Raw genomic sequence first — 25,987 nt, 5'->3', positions numbered from 1 at the left:
AATAGCAAATGACACATTTTATTAAAGGCCAGTGGCACGCTGGCAAGGGTCATGATGTGACCTCTAGCAACCCAGCAAATGGCGAAATTATTTGGCGCGGCCAAACGGCGACAGCCGATCAAGTCAACGCTGCCGTCGATGCCGCCCGTGAAGCTCAGTTCGATTGGTTTATGTTAGGTTTTGATGCGCGTCTAAAGATAGTTGAAGCTTATCGTAGCCAACTCGAAGCGAACAAAGCCGAATTAGCCGAAACGATCGCTCAGGAAACCGGTAAACCCCAGTGGGAAACGGCGACAGAAGTTGCTGCCATGATTGGTAAGATTGGCCTGTCGGCAACGGCTTATAACAAGCGCACCGGCACTGAAGCCAATGACACGCCAGCAGGGCGCGCCGTGCTACGCCATAAGCCTCACGGTGTGGTTGCTGTGTTTGGGCCCTATAACTTCCCTGGGCATTTACCCAATGGTCATATAGTGCCAGCATTGCTTGCGGGCAATACCGTGGTGTTTAAGCCCTCTGAATTGACGCCTAAAGTGGCCGAGTTAATGGTCTCTCTCTGGGAAAAAGCGGGTCTGCCCGCGGGTGTAATCAACTTAGTCCAAGGTGAAGTCGATACGGGTAAAGCGCTGGCGTCGCACCCACAACTCGACGGCCTATTCTTTACTGGTAGCTCTCGCACTGGTCACCTGTTGCACCAGCAATATGCGGGTCATCCGGGTAAGATCCTCGCCTTAGAAATGGGCGGTAATAACCCGCTGATTATTAAAGGCGTCGCCGATATTAAAGCGGCGGTGCACGATATTCTGCAATCGGCCTATATTTCATCAGGCCAGCGTTGTACCTGTGCCCGCAGGCTCTATGTTGAGCAAGGCGAGCAGGGCGATGCCTTGGTCGCCAAGCTGGTTGAAGCGGTGAAGCAGATTAAAGTCGGTCCTTGGAACGCGCAGCCACAACCATTTATGGGCTCAATGATTTCCGAAGGCGCAGCGAAAGGTATGGTGGCGGCGCAGGCTAACTTGCAGAACTTAGGCGGCGTGTCACTGGTTGAACTCACTCACCTGCAAGCTGGAACAGGCTTAGTCTCACCCGGGCTTATCGATGTCACTGCGGTGAGCGAGTTACCCGATGAGGAATACTTTGGACCACTGCTGCAATTAGTGCGCTACAGCGATTTTGACCAAGCGATTAAGCTGGCTAACCAAACCCGTTATGGCTTATCTGCGGGTATCTTGGCCGATAGCCGTGATGATTATGAGTATTTCCTTGCCCGCATTCGTGCGGGGATTGTGAACTGGAACAAGCAGATCACTGGTGCCTCGGGTGCTGCGCCCTTTGGTGGCGTAGGTGCTTCGGGTAACCACAGGGCGAGTGCATTTTATGCCGCCGACTACTGTGCTTATCCCGTTGCCTCCGTTGAGGCGGATGCGGTGAGCTTACCCGCAAGTTTAAGCCCAGGGTTAAGTTTAGAGTGACATCATTGAGGAAGAACCTAGGTTCTTCCTTTTTCATCACAAGCAGTAACGTTACTTGGGCTGCTACTGAGCGCCGTTGTGCAGCAAGTGGCTAGGGTCGTTACATTGAGTGCGAGCGGCAAAACAATACTCACTATAGTCGCAGCACAATAAAAGGAGTTTTTATGCACACAGATATCAATGCGTTATTTGCCGCCCTCTGGCAAGACTATATTCAAATGACCCCATCTGCGGCCAAGGTGCACGAGCTACTTGGACACGGCAAGCCGATTATCAACGACCATATCGCTCTGCGTACTTTTAACATCGCTAAGGTGAATTTAGCCGTATTAGCAGAGCACTTTACTTCTTTAGGTTATGTGGCCTGCGGTGACTATAAGTTTGAACAGAAAAAACTGGTAGCAAAGCATTTTGAACATCCAGATGCGACTCAGCCTAAGGTGTTTATTTCTGAGCTATTGGTCGAAGAGTTTAGCCCAGCACTGCAAAGCACTATCCAAAGCTTAATTGCCCAAGTGGATGAGCAAGCGACGAAAGCGGATAACTTTATCTATTCGGGTCGTCATTGGACGCTGGATGCTAAAACCTACGAGACGCTGCTCGAAGAGAGTGAATATGCGGCTTGGGTCGCAGCCTTTGGCTACCGCGCCAATCATTTTACAGTCTCTATCAACCACCTTGAGGGCTTCGAGACATTAGAATCTGTGAATGAGGCGCTTAAGCAAGCGGGCTTTGTGCTCAATAGCTCAGGTGGCGAAATCAAAGGTTCACCAGAGGTGTTACTGGAGCAATCATCGACTATGGCCGATAAAATCGCTGTGGCATTTAGCGATGCAACGGTTGAGATCCCAAGCTGCTTTTATGAGTTTGCCCTGCGTTATCCAAAGGCGAATGGTGAGCTGTATACGGGATTCGTGGCCGCATCAGCCGATAAGATTTTTGAGAGCACCAACGCGAAAAAAGCCTAATGAATTAGGTTGTTGCTGACTTAATCTCAAACAAAAACGCCATCAATTGATGGCGTTTTTTATGGGTGGCACTTAGAGCAAATAGCTAGGACAACAATAGTTAGCTCAACACATGTTCGCTAAGCACGCTTAGCTAAGCACTCGTTAGCCAAAGACTAGTTCAATACTGAGGCCAGATAAGTGGCTGCTGTGTTTAAACTTAAGTTCAATGCCATATTGCTCGGCAATTTCTTTCACTATCGATAACCCTAGGCCATGACCCATGACGGATTCATCAAGGCGCGTGCCCCTTTGGGTGAGTTTATCGAGTTCGTCGTCAGCAACACCTGGGCCATCATCATCGATGCTAAGGCAGAGTTTGTTTTGCGCCTTCCACAGTTTTACCGTGACTTGGCTACCCGCCCATTTAAAGGCGTTATCGAGCAGATTCCCTAAGAGCTCCATACCATCTTCCCTATGAATAGGCAGGCGTTGGATACTAGGATCGAGCTCAAAGTCGCAGTTGATGTTTTTGCTTCTGTGCACTTTGTTAAGGGTATTGGCGAGGCTGTGAAGATCCCTCGGCACCACTAACTGGGCGGCAGGTAACATATCACCGGTGATCCGCGCCGCCGCAAGCTTACGCTCGACCATTTTATGGATAGCGTCGAGTTGCTGTTGCAACGCCATGGCTGTATCGGGATCTTTTAGCCCCAAGGCTTCTACCTGTTGCTGCATCACTGCCAGTGGGGTTTTGAGCCCATGGCTTAAGTTGCCTAAGTTATTGCGGCTACGTTCTATTTGCTTGGCGGTGTATTCCAATAACTCGTTGTAGGTCTTCGCCAGCGGTTGCACTTCGGGCGGAATGTTATTCAGCTCTAAGGCGTTAATCTCGCCTTCTTGTAGGCGTGACAGTGCATGTTGGATCTGTTTAACGGGTTTAAAGGATTGGCGCAGGATCAGGAATATACCCGCGATCATGGCCACTAACATGGCGAGGTTAACCCCAAGCTTAGTGCCGTAGACTTCACTAAATACCCGCCGACCAATACTCAAATCTTGTGCGACAGTAAGCGTAGCGGTCACATTGGCACTGCTGGAATTTAATCCAAGAGATAACAACTGCATATCATTATTTTTAGGTCCCTTTGCCTGCCAGACACGGGTCTGGTTTGGCGCTAAAGGTTCGATATCGAGCTGCATATCCCACAGGGAGCGGGAGCGGATCACTTCATTGGGCAGGTTTAGCTGGAAATAACGCCCCGAATAGGCGGGGCGGTAGAAGCTCGACAGTTGGCTCTGATCGATGTGGATTTCCCCATTATTGAAATGGGTTGCCAGCATAATGTGTTCTAAATCTTCTTCTAAGCGATTGATAATCGAGTCGTGAAACGCTTGGCGCAGCATGGACTCAAATAATACGAGTCCAACCACTGTGCCTAATACCAATAAGCCCGTTAACCATAAACTGAGCTTAGTGCGAATCGAGATCATGCAGTCACGCCGTGGAAGATATAACCTTGGCCGCGGCGGGTTTCTATCGCAGTTTTACCGAGTTTTTTGCGCAGATGAGTCACGTAAACTTCAACCACATTACTCTCTTTCTCGTCGTCAAACTGATAGAGCTTGTCCGTCAGTTGAGCCTTAGATAACAGCTTCTTAGGTGACATGAGGAAGATTTTTAACAGCCTGAATTCCATGGCAGTCAATTCATATAAATGCTCGCCAACGCTGACGGTTTGTTCGGCTTCATCTAAGGTGACGCCGCCATAGCTAAGTTGCTTGCTGGAATTATTTAAACGGCCATGGGCGCGATGAATAAGCGCTTGGATACGCGCTAATAACTCCTGTGCGTGGAAGGGTTTTCCTAAATAATCATCGGCACCGGCATTGAAACCTTCGACCTTTTCATGCCATTGGCTGCGGGCGGTTAACATAATAACAGGAGTGCTAATGCCTTGATTACGCCAGCCTTCGAGTAATTCCAGCCCATTGCCATCGGGGAGACCAATATCTAAGATCACGCAATCGTATTGGGTTTCTTTAACGAGGTAATCGGCTTCAACCGCTTTGTCAGTAATATCGGTAACGTAGCCAGCCTGTTTGAGTTGTTTCTCCAGTTCGGAGACCAACATCGGATTATCTTCAACGAGTAGCAGTTTCATGTTTTCGACATTCGCTCGGTAGTGCGGTGGAGTGTTCAAGTTGACCGTTGGTGGCATCAATACTCAGATTCACTATTTGGCCGCGTTGCACTTTGATTTGCAAATCATAGCGCCATTTATGATCTTCTTGATAGAGATGTGCGTCAATTAGTTCACCTTGGCAGAATTGATTGACCACGGCTAGGGTGCCATTGAGTGATAGAATTTGCCCAGAGTTGACTAAAGCCTTGGCTTGATAATGTTCTAATTCAATCGGTTCGGCGTTAATTATTGTTGGATGCACCAGCGTAAACAGACTGAAAAAACAGATAAATAACAGCCGTTTCATTTATGCTCCCCAATAAAAAATGGCCTAGATTTTATGCTAGGCCACTTTAATGAAACAGGCTTAAATCAAGCTGAAGTCTAACTTAACGGGTGCCATATACCACAATGGTTTTACCGTGTGCTTGAATGAGATTTTGTTCTTCAAGCATCTTTAAGATACGACCCACAGTTTCGCGGGAACAACCAACGATCTGACCAATTTCTTGGCGAGTGATCTTAATTTGCATGCCGTCTGGGTGAGTCATGGCATCAGGTTGTTTTGCTAAATGCAACAATGTTTGGGCAATACGGCCTGCCACATCGAGGAATGCTAAATTACCGACTTTCTGGCTAGTGCTCTGTAGGCGGTATGCCATTTGAGCCGAAAGCTTCATCAGAATTTCGGGGTTAACTTGGATTAATTGCTTGAACTTCTTGTAAGAGATTTCAGCAATTTCACATGCTTGTTTTGCACGAACCCAAGCAGTACGTTCAGCTTGTTCTTCGAACAATCCTAACTCACCGATAAAGTCGCCTTGATTAAGATAAGATAGGATCATTTCCTTACCTTCTTCATCTTTAATCAATACCGCAACAGAACCTTTTACGATGTAATAAAGGGTATCTGAGTCTTCACCAGCATGGATCAAGGTGCTTTTAGCGGGATACTTATGAATGTGACAGTGTGATAAAAACCATTCCAAAGTTGGGTCCGGTTTTGGCTTACCAATCAGAGCCATGTCGATGTTCCTCGATTGATTAAAACGAAAGTAAGAATATTCTAAATAAGCATTTTACGTCAATTACACCCATAAAAACTTGATGGACATCTTAGTTTAGAATGAGTGAATAAATGCAATTAACCAACTAAAATTAGAGCTTATTTTGCTACTTTAGTGATATTAGTCAACTAAATCGGTGTCAAACTCACTGGATTCACTTAACTCTGTAGAGTTAATCACATCTTATAAAGGCTTTTAAGGGTTTTTTGTGAGTAAAATAATCGTAAACCTTAGTGGCCTGACATGGTGAGTCGAGCAATTTAAAAATCAGCGGTGATTTTTCCCTTTATTTAAGGTCAATTGAACCTATTTAGACTCGACTTATAGGGTTAATTCTGGCTAACTTGGGGACGCGGTTGTTTTTCGAAGAGGTTACCACGTGAAATACAGACAATGGGTTTTCGGTGCAGGATTGACTTTATCCGTTGGATTAAGTTCTGCTGCATACGCATTTTCTATCCCGCAGCCCGCAAATGAAATTGCGGCGAGTAAATTTGTGCATATTCAAGTTCAGGCGGAACAAGGTGATGCCGATGCGCAATTTTTACTGGGACTGATGTTTCTCTCTGGACGTTATGTGCAGCAAGAAGTGCCATCAGGACTGCACTGGATAACTCTCGCCGCCGAGCAACAACACGAAAAGGCGCAGCAAACTTTGGCGGATCTCTCTTTTGAAGGCCAATTGATTAAACGAGACTTAGCTGTGGCCGAGCGTTGGTATAAGGATATGGGCGAGCGAGGTAACCGTTGGGCACAGTTCCGTTTAGGCTTTATTTACGCTTCGGGTGGTGATGGCGTTAAGCGCAATTGCGGCAAAGCGGTAGAGCAATTTTCCCGTGTTGGCGATGATATTGCCCTTGGCAATGTGGCTTGGATTCTCGCAACTTGCCCAGAGGCCGAATACCGTGATGGCAATAAAGCGCTTCAGTTATCTCTACAGCTCCTTAAGGTCAACGAAAATGATCCCACTAATCTCGATAACTTGGCCGCGGCCTATGCGGAAGTGGGCGATTTTGGCGCAGCCGTTTCGACGCAACAAAAAGCGATTGCAGCTTTGAAGATGACGGCTGAAGCGACTAAAACCGATGAATTTAAGCAGCGTTTACATAGCTATGAGCAGAAACGCGCCTACCGTGAGACACTGCGTTTGCTCGATTAAACCCGTTAGTGTTTTATTATCTTTATCAGCCCGGGCTATGCTCGGGCTGATTGTTTCTGGCGTTTTATTTATTGGGCGGATTCAGGCTGTTCGAGCGGCCAAGAATGTAAGATGTGATATTCCACCCCACGATTACCGCTTGACGAAAGGTACAAATGAAGCTGCTCGGGAGCGAGCGTGAATGCAGTTATCGGTGTATTCGCTAGATCCTTGAGGGGAAGCTCGTTATCAAAGGTGCTCAATGACTTGGCTTTTCTAAACAAGCTGACATGCGGTCGAAATGGATGTTCGCTCTGATGCAATTGCAACTGCTGCGCTAAATCTTGCGCCTGCGATGCCAATAACGCCAACGCAGGGCTAACCCTATCTCCCTTTAAACAACATACCTGTGCCTTGGGCCAAACGGCGAGCTTATCCAGTTGTACAGTAAATCGTGGCCGATGCAGTTTATCAACGGCTTCGAGCAGTTGCGTCTTTTGAGACTGATGGGCTAAGCCTAAAAAAGCGAGGGTGAGATGAAAATTCGCTTTGCTTACGGGTTTTGCATGGGGCGTTAACTGTTGTGCTAAGCATTGCTGCAATTGCAGCAGTTGCATGCGTTGAGTCTCATTAAGGGCGAATCCAAGAAATAGTCGTTGTAACACTCTTTATCTCCGCTACCTGCTCAAATGCCAAACATAAGCTATGCTTTTGTTTGGTAATACAGAAAGGCCCGTGGTCATTATTCATCATCGGCTTTCGATGACTTGAATTTGTTTCTGGGAAGTGTAGCAATAATACCTTAAATGGAATTGTAGGTAAGGAAATCCCTTTTCATGTCAGATGGTTTAGCAAATTCACTCCAACAGGCATTAGTGACGATTTTTAGCGAAACGCCGCTAGAAACCCTAGAGCAAAATGTTGATAGAGCATTAGAGGCGATTACACTTCAGTTGCACTGTGATGGGGTGTTTGTGCTAACGGGGAGTTTATCCCTCGACCATTTACGCACCCGTAATTTGTATTTAAAACCGCAATTTAGCCAGGGCCAGCAGACTCGCGTTTGGCCGCTCGCGCGTATGCCTTTTTTTCGCTCCCTTGTGAGAAACCCCAAGCTGCTGAATCTACCCGATGTGAATACATTACCGCCAGAAGCTCAAGCGGAGCGGGCATTGTTACGGGATTGGGATGTCAAAAGTCTACTGGTGTTACCCCCCGTCGTATTTGGAGAAACCCGTATTGCCCTTGGGGCGGTAAATTGCTCCGAATGCTGTGAGTGGACTGAGGAATTTATTCAGGAGTTTCAACATGCGGCTGTGATGATTGGTTCGGCGATGGAGCTGACCCGTATCGCCCATGATATGTTAGCGAGTGAAAACAAATATCGCGAAGTCTTTAACCAATTACCCTTGGCTTGTGCTTTGCTCGATAAACAAAATCAACTGACGATGTTGAACAAAGTGGCGCTGCAAACCTTGCCAGTGCAGCATGGATACGATTTATTCAGCATGGTGCGAGATGAAGAGCACGCGATGCTCTCCGATACGTTGCATATGGTGCGTGAAGGCGTATTAGGACAAGCTTGGTGCGAATTGCCGCTTAAATCGCTGCATCAATTAGAGTGGTTAAGGCTCAGTTTTAGTCAGATCCACGGTGATAAGGACACCCTGGTTATGATTGCCGAAGATGTGAGTGAAAAGTATCGGCTGGCCGATGAGCTCTCTTTTCATGCTAACTATGATGCTCTTACCGGATTGCCCAATCGGCTGCACTTTGAGGCATTACTCGATAATTTGCTGCATAGCAAAGATGATATGCCAACCTGTGTAGCCTTTATCGATGTCGATCAATTTCAAGTAATCAACAATGTTAGCGGTCATCAAGCGGGGGATAAGTTACTGTGCCAGTTAACATTGCGGCTTAAACAACTGGTGCGCAAGGGCGATATTGTTGCTCGGCTTGGTGGTGATGAGTTCGGTATTTTAATGCATTACTGCAATGTGGATTCGGCGCAGCATATTGCTAAGCGGATTTGTACTCAGTTAGCAACTCACGAATTTATCTGGGAAAACCGCTGCCACAATGTCAGCGTCAGTATGGGGATAGCTAAGTTCGATAGGTCGGCCTCTGATATTTATACCGTGATGAGCCATGCTGATGCGGCCTGTCGACTCGCCAAAGATAAGGGGCGAAATGGCTGGCATTTATACAGTGCTAAAGATCCTAAAATGACCCGTCTTTACACTGAAATGATGGCCTCGGTAGATATTGTTAGTGCCCTCGCGTTAAATCAATTTGAGCTTTATTTTCAAAGTATTGCACCACTAAATTGCGAAGAGCCAGGATTACATTTAGAAGTGCTGCTCCGTATGGTGCAGCCCAATGGCAACATTGTTTCGCCAGCAATTTTCCTACCTGCCGCTGAGCGCTATAACTTGGCCGCCAAAGTAGACTTGTGGGTCATTGATAATCTGCTGAAGTGGGGGAGTAGCCATTTAGCGATTTGGCAGCAATTGGGGCTGGTATCCGTCAACCTTTCGGCGACGTCTTTGGGTGATAGCGAGTTTATGAATTGGCTTGAAATGCGGCTAATGACTGAACCTGAGTTGGTGGATAAACTCTGCATTGAGATCACCGAAACCGCCGCCGTAAGCCAATTAGATCAAGCAACTAAATTGATTGAAGTGCTTAGGCCATTAAATTGCCAGCTCGCGCTGGATGACTTTGGTGCGGGATTTTCAAGTTTTGCTTATCTCAAACGTTTAAATGTGGATTACGTCAAAATCGATGGTCAGTTTGTTATCAATCTGTGTGACGATGATGCGGATCAAGCAATCATCAAAGCCATCTGTCAGCTCGGACAAGATATGGGATTTGATGTGGTAGCCGAGTTTGTTGAATCGACAGAAATTGGTTTAAAATTAAAGAGCTTAGGAGTGGATTATGCTCAAGGTTATGCGATTAATAAACCCGCGCCATTGCTAACATTAACCTCTGGATTGGCCGAGCCTTGGCTGCTGTAACGGCAGTTATCCTTCATGTGAGTTTTTATACTTCTGCAATTCTTAATTTGTAAGTGACTCATTTATCAATATTTACCTTAATGTGAGCCCATGCAACTTAGGCTGCGACAGATTGTCGCGCCAAGCTGAGTTTTGATTGCACTTATATCACCAGTCATAACAATACCCCCACAAAAATCATTAAAAACAATATGTAGGGGAAATTTGTGCCATATCAACCGATCAAATTAGCGCTAATTTTAGCGAGTATTTTAGGCTCCACTTTGCCTCAGTTGGGCTGGTCTACAGAGGCGACCGACTGTGGTGATGACCAAAAATGTAAAGATTATCTGCTGGTTACCGCTGATGTGATGCGTCAGCCAGTACACTTAGTGAGTGATCCCAAACAAAATCGATTGCCATTACCCGCCTATGATGGCTCAGGGTTTTTACGCACGATTCCGGGATTTAATATCACCCGTAAAGGCGGCTCTGGCGGCGATCCGATGTTTCGTGGCTTAGGTGGTTCGCGCTTAAACATCGTTGATGATGGCCAGCATGTGTATGGTGCCTGTGGTGGACGTATGGATCCGCCAACCAATTATATTTATCCCGAAACTTACGATCAGATAACGGTTATTAAAGGCCCGCAGACGGTGAAATATGGCCCTGTCGGCACCGCGGGCACAATTCTGTTTGAGAAAAACCGCCATCGTTTTAATCAAGCGGATCTTGAAGGGCGTGCCAGTGCGACGGGTGGCAGTTTCGATAGACGAGATGCCATGGTGGAGTTGAGTGCAGGGGATAAAAATTACTACCTTGATTTTGATATTAATCAATCGAGTAGTGATCATTATCAGGACGGCAATGGCAATAAGGTGCAATCCAGTTATGACCGCCAAAACGCCAATCTTGCCCTAGGTTGGACACCTACTGAGCGTACCGTTGTGGAGTTAGCTTACGGTGAGTCGAGCGGTGAGGCAGAGTATGCCGACAGATTAAATAAGGCTCGCCAAATTGATAACCGTGATGCGGCGGTGCTCATACAACATGAGTTTGAGTCGACCTGGCTGGCCGCAGTCGAGTTACAAGCCTTTAGCAATAAGAACGACCATATTATGGACCGATTTGATGAAGGGGTGAATTCTGGCTCGAATGTGCGTCGGATGACCGACGGTGGTCATCTTTGGTTTGATTTAACCCCGCTCGATGGCCTCGAATTAACACTAGGGCTGGATTATATGTCTAGCGCGCATGATGGCCGCAGCATGGCAATGGGAGATGTTGGTTTAGACGACTTACTCAATAAGCCGTTTAAGGAAGATATGCGCTATAAAAACTATGGCCTGTTTGCCGAATCCCGTTACGGCTTTGATAACCAAGGTTCAGGTAACAGTAGTTTGCACGCAGGACTGAGAGTTGATCGCTGGGATAGCGAATTGTTAATCGCCCAGCAGGGTGAGCGGGAGGATACCCTCTACAGCGGTTATGTGCGTTATGAATATCAACTCGATGCTCATCAATACTATGCTGGATTTGGCTCGGCGCAGCGCGTGCCAGACTATTGGGAGATCATGAAGGCTAGTGCCGATAATCACGCACAAAAAGCCTTTGATCTTAAGGCTGAAACGACCAATCAATTTGATATAGGCTGGATTTACCAAGGTCCGGTAGAAGCGTCAGTGTCACTCTTTTATGGTGAGATTAATGACTATATTTTGATTGATTCGACCAGCAACACTAGGGTAGCCCGTAATATCGATGCCAGCTTATTTGGTGGCGAAGCAAGCCTAGACTATGCGCTTAATGAGCAGTGGTCGACTCAACTTACCTTAAGTTATACCCAAGGTGAAAACGATACCGACAAGGTCGCACTTGGGCAAATATCGCCGTTAGAGGCAAGATTAATTGTTAATTATCAATGGCAAGCTTGGACAATGGCGGCGCAGTGGCGGCTAGTTGCATCGCAGGATCGTTATACCTTAGGTCACGGCAATATTGTGGGCCAAGACTTAGGCCCAAGTAGTGGGTTTGGTACCTTGGCACTCAATGCTTCTTGGTCATACAGCAAGGATTTATCCTTTATCTTTGGTGTCGAAAACCTGTTTGATGCAACCTACGCAGAGCATGTGAGTAAGGCAGGTACGGGTAATGATCTGCCTGGCAGTGAGGCCATGTTTAGGGTTAATGAGCCGGGGCGTAATCTCTGGGCTAAGCTGACCTATCAGTTCTAACTCGGCTTATTTGTGCTATTAGCGCCCCGAGAGCCTTGCTGTCGGGGCGATGCTATTTTTAGCAAGCCAATGCCAAACTGCGACGTATCAAAGCCGAGGCTGCGGGAGGGACACTGCCAAAGGCCTATGTTAAACTGCCACATCATTTTTCCCTGTTGATACTGTTGCATTGAACAATCTACCTATTCATTCCTTACTGCCATCTCTGCGTGATGCCTTTGCAACGCATGCCCAAGTGATCCTCGAGGCACCCACAGGCGCGGGTAAATCTACCGCATTGCCTTTAGCCATCTTGGATTGGGCTGAGGTTTCTGGGCGGATTTTAATGCTGGAACCTCGACGTGTGGCCGCTCGCAGTGTGGCGCAATTTATTGCCAATTGTCGGCAACAGGCGGTAGGGCAAGAGGTCGGTTTTAGGGTGCGTGGCGAGGCCAAGGTCAGTGGTGAGACTCGGCTTGAGATCGTTACCGAAGGGATATTAACCCGAATGATCCAGCAAGATCCTGAATTGACGGGGATCGATATGATCATTTTCGATGAGATCCACGAGCGACATTTGACCACAGATCTTGGTTTAGCCTTGGCTCTTGAAGTGCAAAGCTCACTGCGGGATGACTTAAAAATCCTCGCCATGTCGGCAACCTTATCTGGCCTTGCGCTCAGTGAGTTAATGCCAAACGCAGCCCTGCTTAAGAGTGAGGGGCGCAGTTTTCCGGTTGAAATCATCTACCGTGCAGTCGCGGGCCAGCAGCATTGGCTCGACCATCTGAGCCGCGTTGTGCTCGATGCCGCGACATCCGTAGGTGATAACGGCCCGCAGGATATACTGGTGTTTTTACCCGGTAAGGCGGAAATCCTCAGGGTGGCGCAGTATTTGGCGGAGCGCCTCGATGGTAGCCGTGTGGCAATTTGTCCGCTTTATGGCGAGTTGTCCGCGCAGGAACAGGATAGGGCGATTAAGGCAGACGCAAGTGGCAGGCGTAAAATAGTGCTCTCCACCAACGTTGCCGAGTCGAGCCTCACCATTGAAGGCATTGGGCTGGTTATCGATAGTGGCTATAAACGCCAAGCGAGTTTTAACCCTAAAACGGGGGTTACGCGCTTAAGCCTTAAACGTATTAGCCAAGCCTCGGCAACCCAACGAGCTGGCCGCGCTGGCCGTTTAGCGGTGGGCGTGTGTATTCGATTATGGGGCCAAGAAGAGCATCAACGTCTGCTCAAAGCCGATGAGCCCGAAATCAGCCAAGCCGATTTAGTCTCAATGGCCCATGACTGTGCCTATTGGGGCGCTAAATCCTTCAGCGATTTGCTGTTATTGACAGCGCCGCCGAGCGTGAACGAAGCGCTGGCGTGGCAACTGCTGCAGCGCTTAGGCGTGGTCGATGGGCAAAACAAACTCACTGCGCACGGCAAAGCCGCCTATGAGCTGGGCTGTCATCCGCGCCTCGCGCACATGTTATTAGCTGCTAAGTCCCATTCTACAGAACTTGCGGCCTTGGCCTGCTTGCTCGCGGGTATTTTAGAGGCGCGGGGATTGCCACGCAAAGGCGCAGATATCATGAATTACTTGCATTTTGCCACCCAAGGCAGTGCCGGGCAGCAGGCCAAACAATGGCTTAAAAAGCTGGCGCTAGATAAGCAATTCACTCAGGCCGATTTAGTGGCCATCGCCTCCCATGCGCATCATCAGGATGTCGGTTTACTGTTGGCGCAGGCTTATCCCGATCGCATCGCCAAATCCCGCGGTGTCGAGGGTTATCAATTGGCCAATGGCACGGGTGTGGTGCTCAACGCTGAAGATGCCTTAGCGCAAACGCCTTGGTTGGTGGTGGCTGATTTTCAAGAAACCGAAGGTAAAAATGCTGGGCGGGTCTATTTAGCTTGCCCGTTACAACCGAGCCTATTTGATCATGAGTTAGCCGACTTAGTTGATACTCATGAGCAGTGCGGTTGGGATGAAACCAAAGGTCGCGCTGTTGCTGAGCGGCAAGCAAAAGTCGGGCAGATATTACTGAAATCCGAGACGATTGCTAACCCTAATCGGGCGCAAATTGTGGCGGCATTAGTGAGTTATATCCGTCAGCAAGGCTTACAAATTCTTAATTGGCACGATAACTTAGCGCAGTTTCAAGCGCGATTGCATTTAGCGCGTGAGTTAGATCCGAATGCTGATTGGCCGGATATGAGCGATGCCGCGCTGCTGGCAAACCTTGAAACATGGCTGGCGCCTTACCTTGAAAATGTGAATAATCTGCCGCAATTACAAAAACTCGATTGCTTTAGTTTAGTGATGAATCAATTGAGTTGGTCGCAGCAGCAGGCGCTTGATGCACTGTTGCCGACCTCATGGCCTTTAGCCACGGGCACTTTCGCGCCCATAGTTTACGAGACTTCGGGTCGCGCCTTACTGCGGGTTCGCTTGCAGGAAACCTTTGGTATGGCTGACAGCCCGCTACTAGCCCAAGGTAAGCTGAAGGTGACGATGGAGCTGCTGTCTCCGGCGCAGCGCCCTTTGGCACTGACGGCAGATCTCGCCAGTTTTTGGCAAGGGCCCTATGTTGAAGTGAAAAAAGAAATGCGTGGGCGTTACCCTAAACACCTGTGGCCGGACGACCCTGCCAATACGCTACCGACAAAATATACCAAGAAAAAAACCTTAGGTTTATCTCAGTCATAGCCTTTAGACTGCCTTGATTTACAACCTTGTGTTGTGCCTATGACTGATGCCGTTAACGCATAAATGATGAAGTAGATATGACAACTCATACGACAAAAAAAGCGCCAGCCCAACGTAAAGCGAAGCGAAGCCGTGGCCTATTTGGGCAAATTTGGTCGCTCACCTGGAAGCTCGCCTTAATCGGCCTCGCCGTTGTGACCTTCTACGGTATTTACCTCGACCAAATTATCGCCCGTAAGTTTGAAGGGCAAAAATGGCATTTACCTGCACAAGTTTTTAGCCGCTCCATGGCGTTATACCCAGGAGCTGCGGTGAGTCATCCACAGTTAATGGCCGAGTTAAAACTACTTGGTTATCGCAAAGTGGCGAACCCCCGCGAGGTAGGCGAGTTTTCGGCATCGAGCACCAAAATCGAATTATGGCGTCGACCCTTTTTACATCCCGAAGGCGATCAGCCAGAACAGCGAGTGATGATCACCTTCGATAGCGAAGGCGTCAGCGCTATTGCCCGAATGGAGGATAAGCGCCAATTAGCGGTATTCCATTTAGAGCCCGTTTTACTTGACCGCATGATCACCGGCGATGGCGAAGACAGGCTCTTTGTCTCTACCGAAGATATGCCCAAACATATTGTGCAGGCGCTATTGCTGGTGGAAGACCGCAGTTTTTACGAGCACCACGGGGTGAACCCCTTCGCAATTCTGCGTGCGGCTTTTGTAAATATCAGTGCGGGGCGTACCGTGCAGGGTGGTTCGACACTGACCCAGCAGTTGGCGAAAAACTTTTTCCTTTCGAGCGAGCGCTCGTTGCTGCGTAAAGTTCGCGAAGCCTTAATGGCGGTGATTATCGATTTTCGCTACAGCAAGGAAGAGATTCTCGAGGCTTATCTCAACGAAGTGTATATGGGGCAAGATAAATCCCGTGCCGTGCATGGTATGGGGCTGGCTTCGCAATTCTATTTTGGTCGTCCCATCGGTGAGTTAACCACGGCGCAGCAAGCCTTTTTAGTGGCGGCGATTAAGGGGCCATCTTACTACAACCCATGGCGTTACCCTGAGCGCAGCTTAGAGCGCCGCGATTTAGTACTGCGGTTATTGATGGAGTCGGGCGAGCTGACTACCGCGCAATATAAGGTGGCTGTGGAGTCGCCCTTAGGTTTGCGTAATGCCAATAAGCCTGTGCATCAAAAATTACCTGCGTTTTATGCCTTGGTTAAACAAGAGGTTAATGAGCGCTACGGCGATGCGTTATTAAAACAATCTGGGGTGAAGATTTATACCACTCTTGATCCTATGGCGCAGGAAGCCGCCGAAATCGCTGTGACTCAAACCTTTAAGAGCTTAGATAAGGGCAATAAGTCGTTGCAGATTGGTATGGTGGTCACCGACAAATACACTGGCGGTATCGCGGCTATGGTGGGTGATAAAACGCCGGGCTTTGACGGTTATAACCGCGCAGTGGAGATCCGCAGACCGATTGGCTCGCTCATCAAGCCATTTGTGTACGCCACCGCTTTGGCACCAAATAGTCAATTTACCTTGGCATCGCCACTCAAAGATCAGCCGATTACCTTGAAAAATGAGCAAGGCAAAACCTGGTCACCGCAGAACTTTGACAAGACCTTTAGCGGCCAAGTTTCCTTGTTAACGGCGCTTAAAAAATCGATGAACGTGCCGACGGTAAATCTTGGGATTGCCGTTGGGGTCGATGCCGTGGTGACGACGTTAGCCAAATCGGGCTGGTCAGAGCCGCTTAACGAATATCCATCGATGCTACTGGGCGCGGTGAATGGTTCGCCATTAATGGTGGCGCAGGTTTATCAAACCCTCGCCGATAGCGGCGCTTACCGTAAACTCACCACAGTCACCGCTGTGCTCGATAGTGATAATCAGCCTTTGCCCGTAACGCGTTCAGCCAAGGAGCAAGCGATTACGCCGGATACCGACTTTTTGGTGCAATACGCTATGCAGCAAGTGGTGCGCTCGGGTACGGCAACGCGCTTAGGCAATGCCTTCCCCGGTGTGGCGCTGGCGGGTAAAACCGGTACCAGTAACGATAGCCGTGATTCTTGGTTCGCCGGTTTTGATGAGCGTAACGTGGCGGCGATTTGGGTAGGACGCGATGATAACGGTAAGACCAGTCTCTACGGTAGCAGTGGCGCCATGGCGGTATACCAAGCCTTCTTGAAGGAACGACCACCCATTGGGCTGCGTTCTATTCCGCCATCGGGTGTGATCCAAGGCTATTTTGACCGAGATACGGGTGAAGCCAAGGAAGCAGGATGCAGCAATACTGAGGCATTACCCGCCCTGAGAGGCACTTATAATCCAGCTAAAAACTGCGGCGAGCCGTTGCAGTGGTGGCAGAAGATTTTGGGTCAGTAATACTTATTTTTAATAGGTAAAGCGATAATAGCGGTGCAATTTAATTGCACCGCTGTTTTTGATAAAGAGAGTACAAGATGTTTAAAACCGCAGCCGCAGTGCATATCCTTGTTAAACACAAAGAGCAGGCGGAAGATATTATTAAGCAATTGAATAACGGTGCTAATTTTGGCGCCTTAGCGAAACGCTATTCCTCATGTCCCTCAGCGAAAAAGGGTGGCGATCTCGGTGAGTTTAAGCGTGGGCAAATGGTGCCGCAGTTCGATAAAGTCGCTTTTTCCGGTGAGCTACTGGTGCCACATCTCGTTAAAACTAAGTTTGGTTGGCATGTGGTTAAGGTGCTGTATCGCACTTAACTACTTAGCTCGCAAGTCTTTAGTTACTGTATTTTTTGTATGTTTCGTCTTATTTTTCTATCGCCCGTTAATAAAGTCAGTTTTATATCATGAGCAAAAATAGTCATAACAAGCTGCGTCATTTGCAGTCTTCGGCTGCGTCGATGCTCACAAGTTCGCGCGCTTACGCGGGTTGTTATATTTCTGGAGAGTCATGGCTACTTGGCAATTTTTAGTCGTATTAATCCCAGCCACTTGGGCTGAGGAAAATAGCTATAGCTCATCTTCACTTTACGATGAAGAAGGCTACGATACCGAGATTGCTTGGAGAGACTGGAAGCTTGACTCAGCGTTTCAAGATGTACTTGGAGACATTCTACCTCCATCAAAGTCATGGCATAAGAAGCTGCTGACCTGGGGAGGTGAAAAATATAGCGACATTCAGGTATGGTTAAAGGACGATGCAATCGATGGTATCCATATACGGCTGGATCTGAATCAGGAGCTAAACGAAATTATTATCAAGGTGGTTAAAGCGGCCAATTCTCTCAATTGTGCGTTATTCTTCCCAGAGCTTAAGTCAGTGGTTGAGGCCAACGAGTTCGAGTTAAAAAATGCCATTAAAAAGTCCAATGCAGCTAAGTTCGTCCATAATCCGCAAGAGTTTCTAAATGAAATTAGCAAGAAAACATAACAAATAAGGATAGGCCGCGCGTAGCCGCGATCTTATCCCAAGTGTTGAGCAGGCAAAACAGGCAAAGGCAAAACTGGACACCCAGCCTTAATCGCGCGGTAGTTAACCTTCGACTATGCTTTGGTTAAGCATTGAACAAGGAGGTTTGTATGCCGCGCCCTCGTAGAACTCAGATAAGTCTTGAACTCTCACCTTAACATCAGTCCCTATTACCATTGCTGTAGCCGCGTTGTTCGGCGGGCTTTTTTATGTGGCGATGATAGTTACTCGGGTAAAAACTATGACCATCGCCGCGCTTGGGTAGAATCGCTACTGCTTGAACTTGAAACTGTTTTTGCTATTGATATCGCGGCCTTTGCGGTGATGTCGAATCATTTGCATGTGGTGTTACGAGTCGATATAGACAGTGCCAATCGCTGGACTGACCGCGAAGTGCTTGAGCAATGGCATAAGTTGTTTAAAGGCGATGAATTAACGCAAAAATTCTTTAAAGGTGAGTTAGTTGAAGCCTATGAGGTCAGCAGATTAAAGCATTCAATCGCCCTTTATCGCAGTCGTCTGTGTGATATTTCATGGTTTATGCGATGTCTCAACGAACCGATAGCAAGACAAGCCAATCAAGAAGATAACTGCATAGGCAGGTTCTGGGAAGGTCGGTTTCCCCATTTATTTTATAGAGAATCAAGCCCTACTCGATGAAGCTGCGGTGTTAGCCTGCATGACTTATGTTGATTACTCTTTATTAAAAGAAAGTCCCATTAGATCACAACTCGCTGATACACCTGAACAATCCGACCATACCAGTATTCAACTACGTATTCGGGCCGTATTAAAAGGTGAGCAGCCGAGCAATCTCCTGCCTTTTATTGGCAACGAGTTCAACAACCAACCCAGTGGCATTGCGTTTTCATTAACTGATTACCTTCAATTGGTGGATGATACCGGCCGAATCATTCGCAATGATAAACGTGGTTGCATCAGTGAAAATAGCAGTAAGTTACTGACTAGATTAAATATCTCCCATGATAATTGGCTCAAGCTGACCACCGAGTTTGGCAAACTATTTCACGGGCCAGTGGGCACGCTGCAAGAACTGAGCGATTACTGCGAACATCTCGAAAAGCGACGACGGCACTTTGCGGCAAGCTGTCAGCACTTGCGCTGCAACTGACAACGACTTATATAACTTCGAAAATAATCACCGCCTAATATCTCTCAATCACTATGGGATGGCTTGCCATGCCTGAAATGCACCATTTTTGAAAGAATTAACTCAATTTATTGCCTCAGATACTGCCCCTGTGACTTTTGCTCTCTCTCATTTAGGCAATTTTCAGATCTTACAAGTTGTAGACAAACGTAAAGTACATTATGTTGTTGATTAAAAATGGGTGGCCAGATTTATGCTTAGATTTATGCTTTCCGCGCTAAATTTGGGCGTTATGACTACTGAGACCTGAAAAATGAATTGTCCATCGTGCTCAAAAAAAATCCATTGGAGTAAAATTACATTTTCTGCAATACCTGTGTGGATTACTTGTAAATCATGCAGCGCTAAGCTGGTTGGAAATAAACTTATAAAAATTCAGACTATCGCTGCAACAATCCTAGCATTATTTCTGGGCATAGGTGTTGCAAGCATGAGCATTGACCTAACTTACAAATACTTATTACTCACAATCGGCATTATTGTAATAGTAGTGCCAAATGTCATATTGACTGTAATTAAAGGGAAATATTACGTCAGGCCGTCATAATAAGCTGCTCAAATCGCTCACTTTATTCACGGAACGAGCAAGACCGCTCATTGCCTCGAGGGTCGTGCACGACGAACCAGTCATAACAAAGCAAAACTTGGACACCAAGCAAAACTTGGACACCCACCCTTAATGGCGCTGTAGCTAACCTCCGACTATGCTTTGGTTAAGCATTGAACAAGGAGGTTTGTATGCCGCGCCCTCGTAGAACTCAGATAAGTCTTGAAGACACTCCATATTACCATTGCTGTAGCCGCGTTGTTCGGCGGGCTTTTTTATGTGGTGATGATAGTTACTCAGGTAAAAACTATGACCATCGCCGTGGTTGGGTAGAATCGCTACTGTTTGAACTTGAAGCGGTTTTTGCTATTGATGTGGCAGCCTTTGCGGTGATGTCGAATCATCTACATGTGGTGCTGCGGGTGGATATCGACAGTGCAAATGGCTGGACTGACCGCGAAGTGCTTGAGCAATGGCATAAGTTGTTTAAAGGCGATGAATTAACACAAAAATTCGTTAAAGGTGAGTTAGTTGAAGCGCATGAGGTGAGCAGATTAAAGCATTCAATCGCCCTTTATCGCAGTCGATTATGCGACATTAGCTGGTTTATGCGCTGTCTCAATGAACCGATTGCAAGGCAAGCAAATCAAGAAGATAACTGTACAGGTCGTTTCTGGGAGGGGCGGTTTAAATCCCAAGCATTACTCGATGAAGCCGCTGTGCTAGCTTGCATGATTTACGTCGATTTAAATCCCATCAGAGCGCAACTCGCTAATACACCAGAACAATCCGACCATACCAGTATTCAGCTACGTATTCGGGCGGCATTAAAAGGTGAGCAGCCGAGCAATCTCCTGCCTTTTATTGGCAACGAGTGCGACAACCAACCCAATGGCATTGCGTTTTCCTTAACCGATTACCTTCAATTGGTGGAAGATACAGGCCGAATCATTCGCAATGATAAACGTGGAAGCATCAGTGAAAATAGTGGTAAGTTACTGACCAGATTAAATATCCCCCATGACAATTGGCTCAAATTGACTACCGAGTTTGGTAAGCTATTTCATGGTCCAGTAGGCACATTACAAGAACTGACTCATTACTGCGAACACTTAGAAAAGCGACGACGGCACTTTGTCGCAAGCTGCCAGCACTTTTACAGTGACTGACAACTGCTTATATCCCTTCGACAACAATCATTGCCTAAAACTTCCCAAGCACTATGGGATGACTTACCTCGTCTGAAATAAACCATTTTTTAATGAATTAGCTCAATCTATTACCTCAGATGCAGTCTCAACGACTTTTGATGACTCTCATTCAAATCATTTGAGCTAGAGCTGGTTGCAGGCAAACGGAAAGTGCATTATGTTGTTGATTTAAAATGGGTGGCCGGATTTATTTTGCACTTTAACAGTAACTGACAACGACCGACATCATTTCAAAAGCCCCCATCCAGAACACATCCCAAGCACTATGGGCCTATTTACCTCGTCTGAAATACCACATTTTAGAAGGAATTAGCGCAATTTATTGTCTTATATGTAGTCCCTATGACTGTTGATGACTCCCAGTAACGTTATTTTAGCTCGCACAAGTTGTAGACAAACCGAAAGTGCATTATGTTGTTGATTAAAAAATGGGTGGCCAGATTTATTATCTCACCGAAGTTGTCTTCTGGAGATGCAGCTACCAAAGAGATGCATCTTGAAATGTTTGGTGAAAAGATTGATGGGTACAAATATTCCCAATCATGCAAAGAGCTTGTGGTTGGTGGTGACGATTGTGACCCGATTTATGTTTTTTTTAACCATAAAACCGGCGTTCTTAATTGGTCACGCCTATAACAAAGCAATCAATTTGACTGCAATATGCTGCGCTCCTTGCAGCAAATTATTGCGGCGTTAAAAGTCTCTAGGAACTATGGCTCGTAGAAATGAATTAGGAAGTATAGCAAGTGGATTAATCGGCTCTTTCAATAGCCGAAATAATGATGTGGATGGCTATTGGGGAATTGGGAAGTTACACAAGTTTGTACAGAATGATTCTAAGAAAGAAGTATCAATCGATTTGCTATCAGGAATCATAAAGCCTGAAACCAATGAGTTTGACTCACTTATCAAGTTTTATCGAAATAGATTAGAGGCTCACTTGAAGGCTAGGTCAATTCCGAACTCTTGGGTTGTTTCAGTAGAGTTTACCGCCTTATTCGAGACTGAATATGAAAAGAAACACCACTATTGGCGCTCGGGTTTAGGTAAGCCTTACAAATTAAAGTGCGATATCCTAGATGATAATCGTAGGCACCATATCGCATATGCATACAATAATAGTCGGCCACATGATCCTAAAAGAGAGACCAGGAGCTGTCGTGACATAGCAAATCTGGACACCCACACTTAATGGCGTTGCCGTGGCTGTGTCAGATTAACTTCTACTTATAATCGCGGTTAACAATGGCTGGTTTACTAAGCAATCGACCACGCAGAGTGTGAGTTTGAGGCAAGGCTAAAGCTAGAGCTAAAGCTAAAGCTAAAGCTGCCTTAGTGTGCTAACCGATTGAAATAATAAAAATCCCTGCTAGGCAGGGATTTTTGCTTTTAGCTTATACCGCAATAGCGCGGCTGATTAACGTAAATCTACTTGAAGGGCCACACCTGTACTTTGGCCTTCACTTTGGAGCGTAATGTAATACCAGCCAGCACTGGGATTATTGACCTTGATTTGCTCCGTAGTGCTGCCAGCGTTTGTTGAGGCGGCTTCATATTGCTGGGCATTGGCCCAGCTGCGACCCGAGTAAAGGCTGACATCTCCAGTTCCGTGGGCCGAGCGTACTTCTAGTTGGCTTGTCCCTTCAGGAATCCAAAGGTAATAGTCATTACGGCCATTGGCGCTGCAGACGGCATCACCCGGCGTGAGTTGGGTATAGCTCACGGGTGATTTAGTCGCACAGGCATTGGCAATTTGATTAGGAACGCTACTGCCACCACCGGCTTTAAGGTTGAAGTTCACGCCACTAAATTCACTCGTGGTATCAACAGTGATATATCGCCAGCCACGGTTTGCCGTAAAGCTAAAGGACTCTTTGTTGCCTGGATTTACACTGCTGGCTTGGGCATTGCTCGCGCTTGCCCAAGTATTGGCATTAAAGTAAATATTGGCATCGCCTGTTCCCCCGGTTGTGCTGACACTAAATTGGCTGTTGTCAGCATCGACCCAGAAATAAAAGCTATTACGGCCGCCGCTAATACATTCATCTTTTCCGAGGGTTAACTTGCCGTAATTGATGGTTGCGGCACCGCAATTGCTGGGCACTTCACCGCCTGTATCGCCACCATCACCTAAATCGGGATCGGTATCGGCAACTAATTCTGTGGTACTCACTAGCATATCAACACCACCAAAATCCCCTTCTAGGGTGATATAGTGCCAATACTCATTCGGGTTTAGGCTCACTTTGATTACTTGGTAATTACCATTGCCGATGCCATAGCCCTGATTTTTTTCAGCACTTGCCCATCCCCTTGAATCGTAATAAATGTCGGCATCACCCCAACCACCGCCAATTTTGATCCAAATATCCTGAGCCGAGCGGTCAGTATTGGCAAAGCTAAAGCTGGCTCGGCCTTGTTTGGCGTCAATACACTCCATGGGAACCTCAAGACTGAGGCTGGCAGACTCGCTATAGCGGTATGCTTCGTTACTGACTTGGCAGGGTGAGTAATCCTTGCTGATGGTGCCAGTCGGGCCTGCCCAGTTGCCTTCGCGACCACTGGCATTAGCCTGTTCATCACTTGGGCCTTTATCGACAATACCATTGTTGGTGGTGCTTAAACCGCTGGTGAGCCAGCCGCGCCATTCGTTGTCATAGCGGGTGCCAATGGAATCCATAAATGCTTGATATTCAGCATATTGGTTATTACGCAGGAAGGTTAGGATCTGGCGAACATCATCGCGGTGATTTTCAAACATAAAGCGTACGGCGAGGTAACCCCAACGGTAGATGCGGTCTTGGCCAGAGTCATAGGTGTTTTTAAAGATGGTTGAGAGCATAAACTCGCCCGTTTCACCCATGGCGATGGCAGCGGGGTTGGCATCTCGGTACGAAATATATTCCGCTAATCCTTCAATCCACCAAATTGTGTTGGCGGATACGCTGCGGCTGAAGTCGCCAAACAGGTTGTAGCGACCATCAAGGTAATGCACGTATTCATGCTGTAAGTTCCACACATGAAAATCTGGGCGACGCCATTCGGCCTCATAGGCAATAAAGCGCGCTTGGTTTTTAAGTCCTGCGGGAGAGCCTTCTAAATACATGCCGCCATTGTTGGTATTGATCCCAAAAATGCTGTTGGCAAGGGATTGATATTCTGACGAGCTGCCAAAAATCACCAGCTCTAAATCATCATTGTTATCCTGTGCGACCGCCTGCATTCCCGTTTCGAGTATCGTGTGGAAATGGCTTTCTTGCTGACTTAATACTCCGCATGCCCATTTTGCTTGATCTTGGTAAAGATCTTGGGCGCGGATCTTGAGGCTGTCGGAGCATTTCCAATTGAACGGTAAGCTATCGGCAGCTAATTGCGCCTTGAAACCACAGATCTGATAAGCATTACAGTTGCTGCGATCGTAGTAATCTGCCATCTCGGCGGCAGCAAACCACAGCACTTTACTGGGATCATTTTTGCTGGTGCTATTTAAGATATTTTTGACCAATTGGGTCACTTTAGGGCGCATGGCATCAATGTAGTACAGTCTAGATAACTCTCTGACAGCATTGACTAAAACATATTCAGCATTGGTGCCGAGTAAGTCCCTATGGTTAAGTTGGAACTGGTTGAGCGCATCCAAAATGGCATGATCTCGGGCAAACAGCGCCTGCATGTCAGGATTCCACTGGGCGCGGAATAAGGTGGTAAACACGGTATTGGCGGCCGCATTCATCGCAAAGCTGGCTTGCCATGTGCTGTTGTAGTCATTGAGCACTTTGAGGGTGACAAAGTTAAAATCAGCCCCCAGTTCAGCCGAATCAATCAGGATCAGTGCTTCTTTGAGCACGCTGGCATTGGCATCGGAGAGTGTCCAAATGGTGTTATTGGCAAAAAGCGCATTAAGCGCTGATTTTAAATTGTTTTTCACCGCACTGCTGTAGGCGGGCACGTCGCTAGGGTTGTAAAACTGCACATAAAGCGCGGCGCGCACAAAGTAAATATGTGACTCAATGCCTTGGTTATCCACGCCAGTGTATTCGGGCGCCTTGGCCGCAATCGCATTAGCAACTGTGGATACATTCGCCTCACTAAATACGCTGCTTGCGTCACTTCCCTTGAGATTAAATAGCTTACCGACACACTGTGGTGTGGACTGCGTTAGCTCATCTAACAGGGCTTGGCCCGATTTACCGACAAAGTTACTACAGTCGGCATTGGCGGCAAAGCTGCTGGTTTTTGATCTCGGAGAGTTCTCGAGCAACGCTTGCTGTTGTGAAGAATGTGCATCGAGGTACTCAGAGTGTGTCGGCTCGTTTGGGGAGGCTATCAAGCTGTTGCTGGGTAATAACGGCCGATGGCTGACATCAAAATTGAGTGGCGCTGACGGCGAAGCTAACGGTGCTAGCGCACTAGGGATTGCTGTGTTTTTCGCTTGTATTGAATGGTTTGGATCTTGTTGTGAATGGTTATGGGCGAGCGAGGGTGTAGCGATGGCTAAGCTAATAGCCGCGAAAAGTAGGGTCTGTTTCATGGTGTATCCATAGTTATTTTTATCTGCAAAGCAGATCTTCCTTGGGCGTTATCCGATGTATTACAGCAATTAACCTCGGACCTCATTGGTCCAACTGAATTTAATGCTTGTCTAATTCAGTTAGCGCCGAAATATCATGAAATAAATTGCATAAAATATCCAATATAAATCGATAAAAATTTACAATTTTTTCACATTATTTTTATCGTTATGTTTTTATTGTATTTTTTATTGAACTATCGTGCGGTTAATAAAGATTGGTAATGTAGACGGCAATTGTTTTAATGTGGCATCGTTTCATTCAAGTTGCTGGCGTCCCTTTGTTACCTCGCTAACGGTCAACAAAGTTCAT

The 25,987-nt window shown here is 47.1% G+C and carries 17 protein-coding genes and 1 pseudogene; 12 read left to right on the top strand and 6 right to left on the bottom strand.

Annotation, left to right across the window (positions count from 1 at the left end; genetic code table 11):
• Positions 1 to 8 precede the first annotated feature (8 nt).
• Together astD and CEQ32_RS13035 are read left to right on the top strand one after the other, a co-directional pair.
• Positions 9 to 1,472: a succinylglutamate-semialdehyde dehydrogenase gene (gene astD, locus CEQ32_RS13040; protein ID WP_088586172.1), complete on the top strand. Its 1,464-nt coding sequence runs from the start codon at positions 9 to 11 to the stop codon at positions 1,470 to 1,472.
• Between the two features lie 164 nt (positions 1,473 to 1,636).
• A complete protein-coding gene (locus CEQ32_RS13035) occupies positions 1,637 to 2,440 on the top strand; it encodes a DUF1338 domain-containing protein (RefSeq protein WP_088586171.1) in 804 nt (267 codons plus the stop codon).
• 144 nt (positions 2,441 to 2,584) lie between these two features.
• Here the strand turns inward: CEQ32_RS13035 and CEQ32_RS13030 are convergent, their stop codons facing one another.
• The 4 genes from CEQ32_RS13030 to crp form a co-directional block, all read right to left on the bottom strand.
• On the bottom strand, positions 2,585 to 3,913 hold the full coding sequence (locus tag CEQ32_RS13030; protein ID WP_037427010.1) for an ATP-binding protein: 1,329 nt from the start codon (positions 3,911 to 3,913) through the stop codon (positions 2,585 to 2,587).
• Positions 3,910 to 4,584, bottom strand: a complete 675-nt coding sequence (locus tag CEQ32_RS13025; protein ID WP_037414152.1) for a response regulator transcription factor — start codon at positions 4,582 to 4,584, stop codon at positions 3,910 to 3,912. The genes CEQ32_RS13030 and CEQ32_RS13025 overlap by 4 nt, the downstream gene beginning before the upstream one ends.
• Positions 4,565 to 4,912 carry a PepSY domain-containing protein gene (locus tag CEQ32_RS13020; protein ID WP_037414150.1) on the bottom strand — a complete coding sequence of 116 codons (348 nt, stop codon included), beginning with the start codon at positions 4,910 to 4,912 and terminating at the stop codon, positions 4,565 to 4,567. Before CEQ32_RS13020 ends, CEQ32_RS13025 begins: the two co-directional genes overlap by 20 nt.
• Positions 4,913 to 4,994: 82 nt before the next feature.
• On the bottom strand, positions 4,995 to 5,630 hold the full coding sequence (gene crp, locus CEQ32_RS13015) for a cAMP-activated global transcriptional regulator CRP (protein ID WP_011070954.1): 636 nt from the start codon (positions 5,628 to 5,630) through the stop codon (positions 4,995 to 4,997).
• A 421-nt stretch (positions 5,631 to 6,051) separates the two neighbouring features.
• Between crp and CEQ32_RS13010 the strand changes: the two genes are divergently transcribed.
• Complete coding sequence (locus CEQ32_RS13010) at positions 6,052 to 6,831, top strand: tetratricopeptide repeat protein (protein ID WP_037414147.1); 780 nt, start codon at positions 6,052 to 6,054, stop codon at positions 6,829 to 6,831.
• 68 nt (positions 6,832 to 6,899) lie between these two features.
• Here the strand turns inward: CEQ32_RS13010 and thpR are convergent, their stop codons facing one another.
• Complete coding sequence (gene thpR, locus CEQ32_RS13005; RefSeq protein WP_088586170.1) at positions 6,900 to 7,475, bottom strand: RNA 2',3'-cyclic phosphodiesterase; 576 nt, start codon at positions 7,473 to 7,475, stop codon at positions 6,900 to 6,902.
• Between the two features lie 171 nt (positions 7,476 to 7,646).
• Here thpR and CEQ32_RS13000 point away from each other — a divergent pair, with 171 nt between their 5' ends.
• The 9 genes and pseudogenes from CEQ32_RS13000 to CEQ32_RS12955 all read left to right on the top strand — a co-directional run bounded on the left by CEQ32_RS13000 (position 7,647) and on the right by CEQ32_RS12955 (position 21,740).
• A complete protein-coding gene (locus CEQ32_RS13000; protein WP_055648512.1) occupies positions 7,647 to 9,833 on the top strand; it encodes a putative bifunctional diguanylate cyclase/phosphodiesterase in 2,187 nt (728 codons plus the stop codon).
• 206 nt (positions 9,834 to 10,039) lie between these two features.
• Entirely contained in the window at positions 10,040 to 12,046 is a 2,007-nt protein-coding gene (locus CEQ32_RS12995) for a TonB-dependent copper receptor (protein ID WP_088586169.1), read from the top strand.
• Between the two features lie 169 nt (positions 12,047 to 12,215).
• Positions 12,216 to 14,723, top strand: coding sequence for an ATP-dependent helicase HrpB (hrpB, locus tag CEQ32_RS12990; protein WP_088586168.1), 2,508 nt, complete (start codon positions 12,216 to 12,218; stop codon positions 14,721 to 14,723).
• Between the two features lie 77 nt (positions 14,724 to 14,800).
• Positions 14,801 to 17,107, top strand: coding sequence for a penicillin-binding protein 1B (mrcB, locus tag CEQ32_RS12985; protein WP_088586167.1), 2,307 nt, complete (start codon positions 14,801 to 14,803; stop codon positions 17,105 to 17,107).
• A 77-nt stretch (positions 17,108 to 17,184) separates the two neighbouring features.
• Positions 17,185 to 17,463 (top strand): peptidylprolyl isomerase, encoded by a 279-nt coding sequence (locus tag CEQ32_RS12980; RefSeq protein WP_011070961.1) that lies wholly within the window; start codon positions 17,185 to 17,187, stop codon positions 17,461 to 17,463.
• Between the two features lie 193 nt (positions 17,464 to 17,656).
• The gene (locus CEQ32_RS12975; protein WP_088586166.1) at positions 17,657 to 18,136 is read left to right on the top strand and encodes a hypothetical protein; all 480 of its coding nucleotides are present in this window, start codon (positions 17,657 to 17,659) and stop codon (positions 18,134 to 18,136) included.
• Positions 18,137 to 18,285: 149 nt separating this feature from the next.
• Positions 18,286 to 19,307, top strand: a pseudogene (locus CEQ32_RS12970) (transposase).
• A gap of 777 nt (positions 19,308 to 20,084) precedes the next feature.
• Entirely contained in the window at positions 20,085 to 21,062 is a 978-nt protein-coding gene (locus tag CEQ32_RS12960; protein WP_088586164.1) for a transposase, read from the top strand.
• A 453-nt stretch (positions 21,063 to 21,515) separates the two neighbouring features.
• A complete protein-coding gene (locus CEQ32_RS12955) occupies positions 21,516 to 21,740 on the top strand; it encodes a hypothetical protein (protein ID WP_122040765.1) in 225 nt (74 codons plus the stop codon).
• A 781-nt stretch (positions 21,741 to 22,521) separates the two neighbouring features.
• Here CEQ32_RS12955 and CEQ32_RS12945 read toward each other — a convergent pair.
• Positions 22,522 to 25,635: a M9 family metallopeptidase gene (locus CEQ32_RS12945; protein WP_088586161.1), complete on the bottom strand. Its 3,114-nt coding sequence runs from the start codon at positions 25,633 to 25,635 to the stop codon at positions 22,522 to 22,524.
• Between the last annotated feature and the right edge of the window lie 352 nt (positions 25,636 to 25,987).

Source organism: Shewanella sp. FDAARGOS_354 (assembly GCF_002209245.2).
Lineage (GTDB): Bacteria > Pseudomonadota > Gammaproteobacteria > Enterobacterales > Shewanellaceae > Shewanella > Shewanella xiamenensis.
The sequence above is the reverse complement of the archived record's forward strand: the minus strand, read 5'-3'. Positions and strand labels throughout refer to the sequence as shown.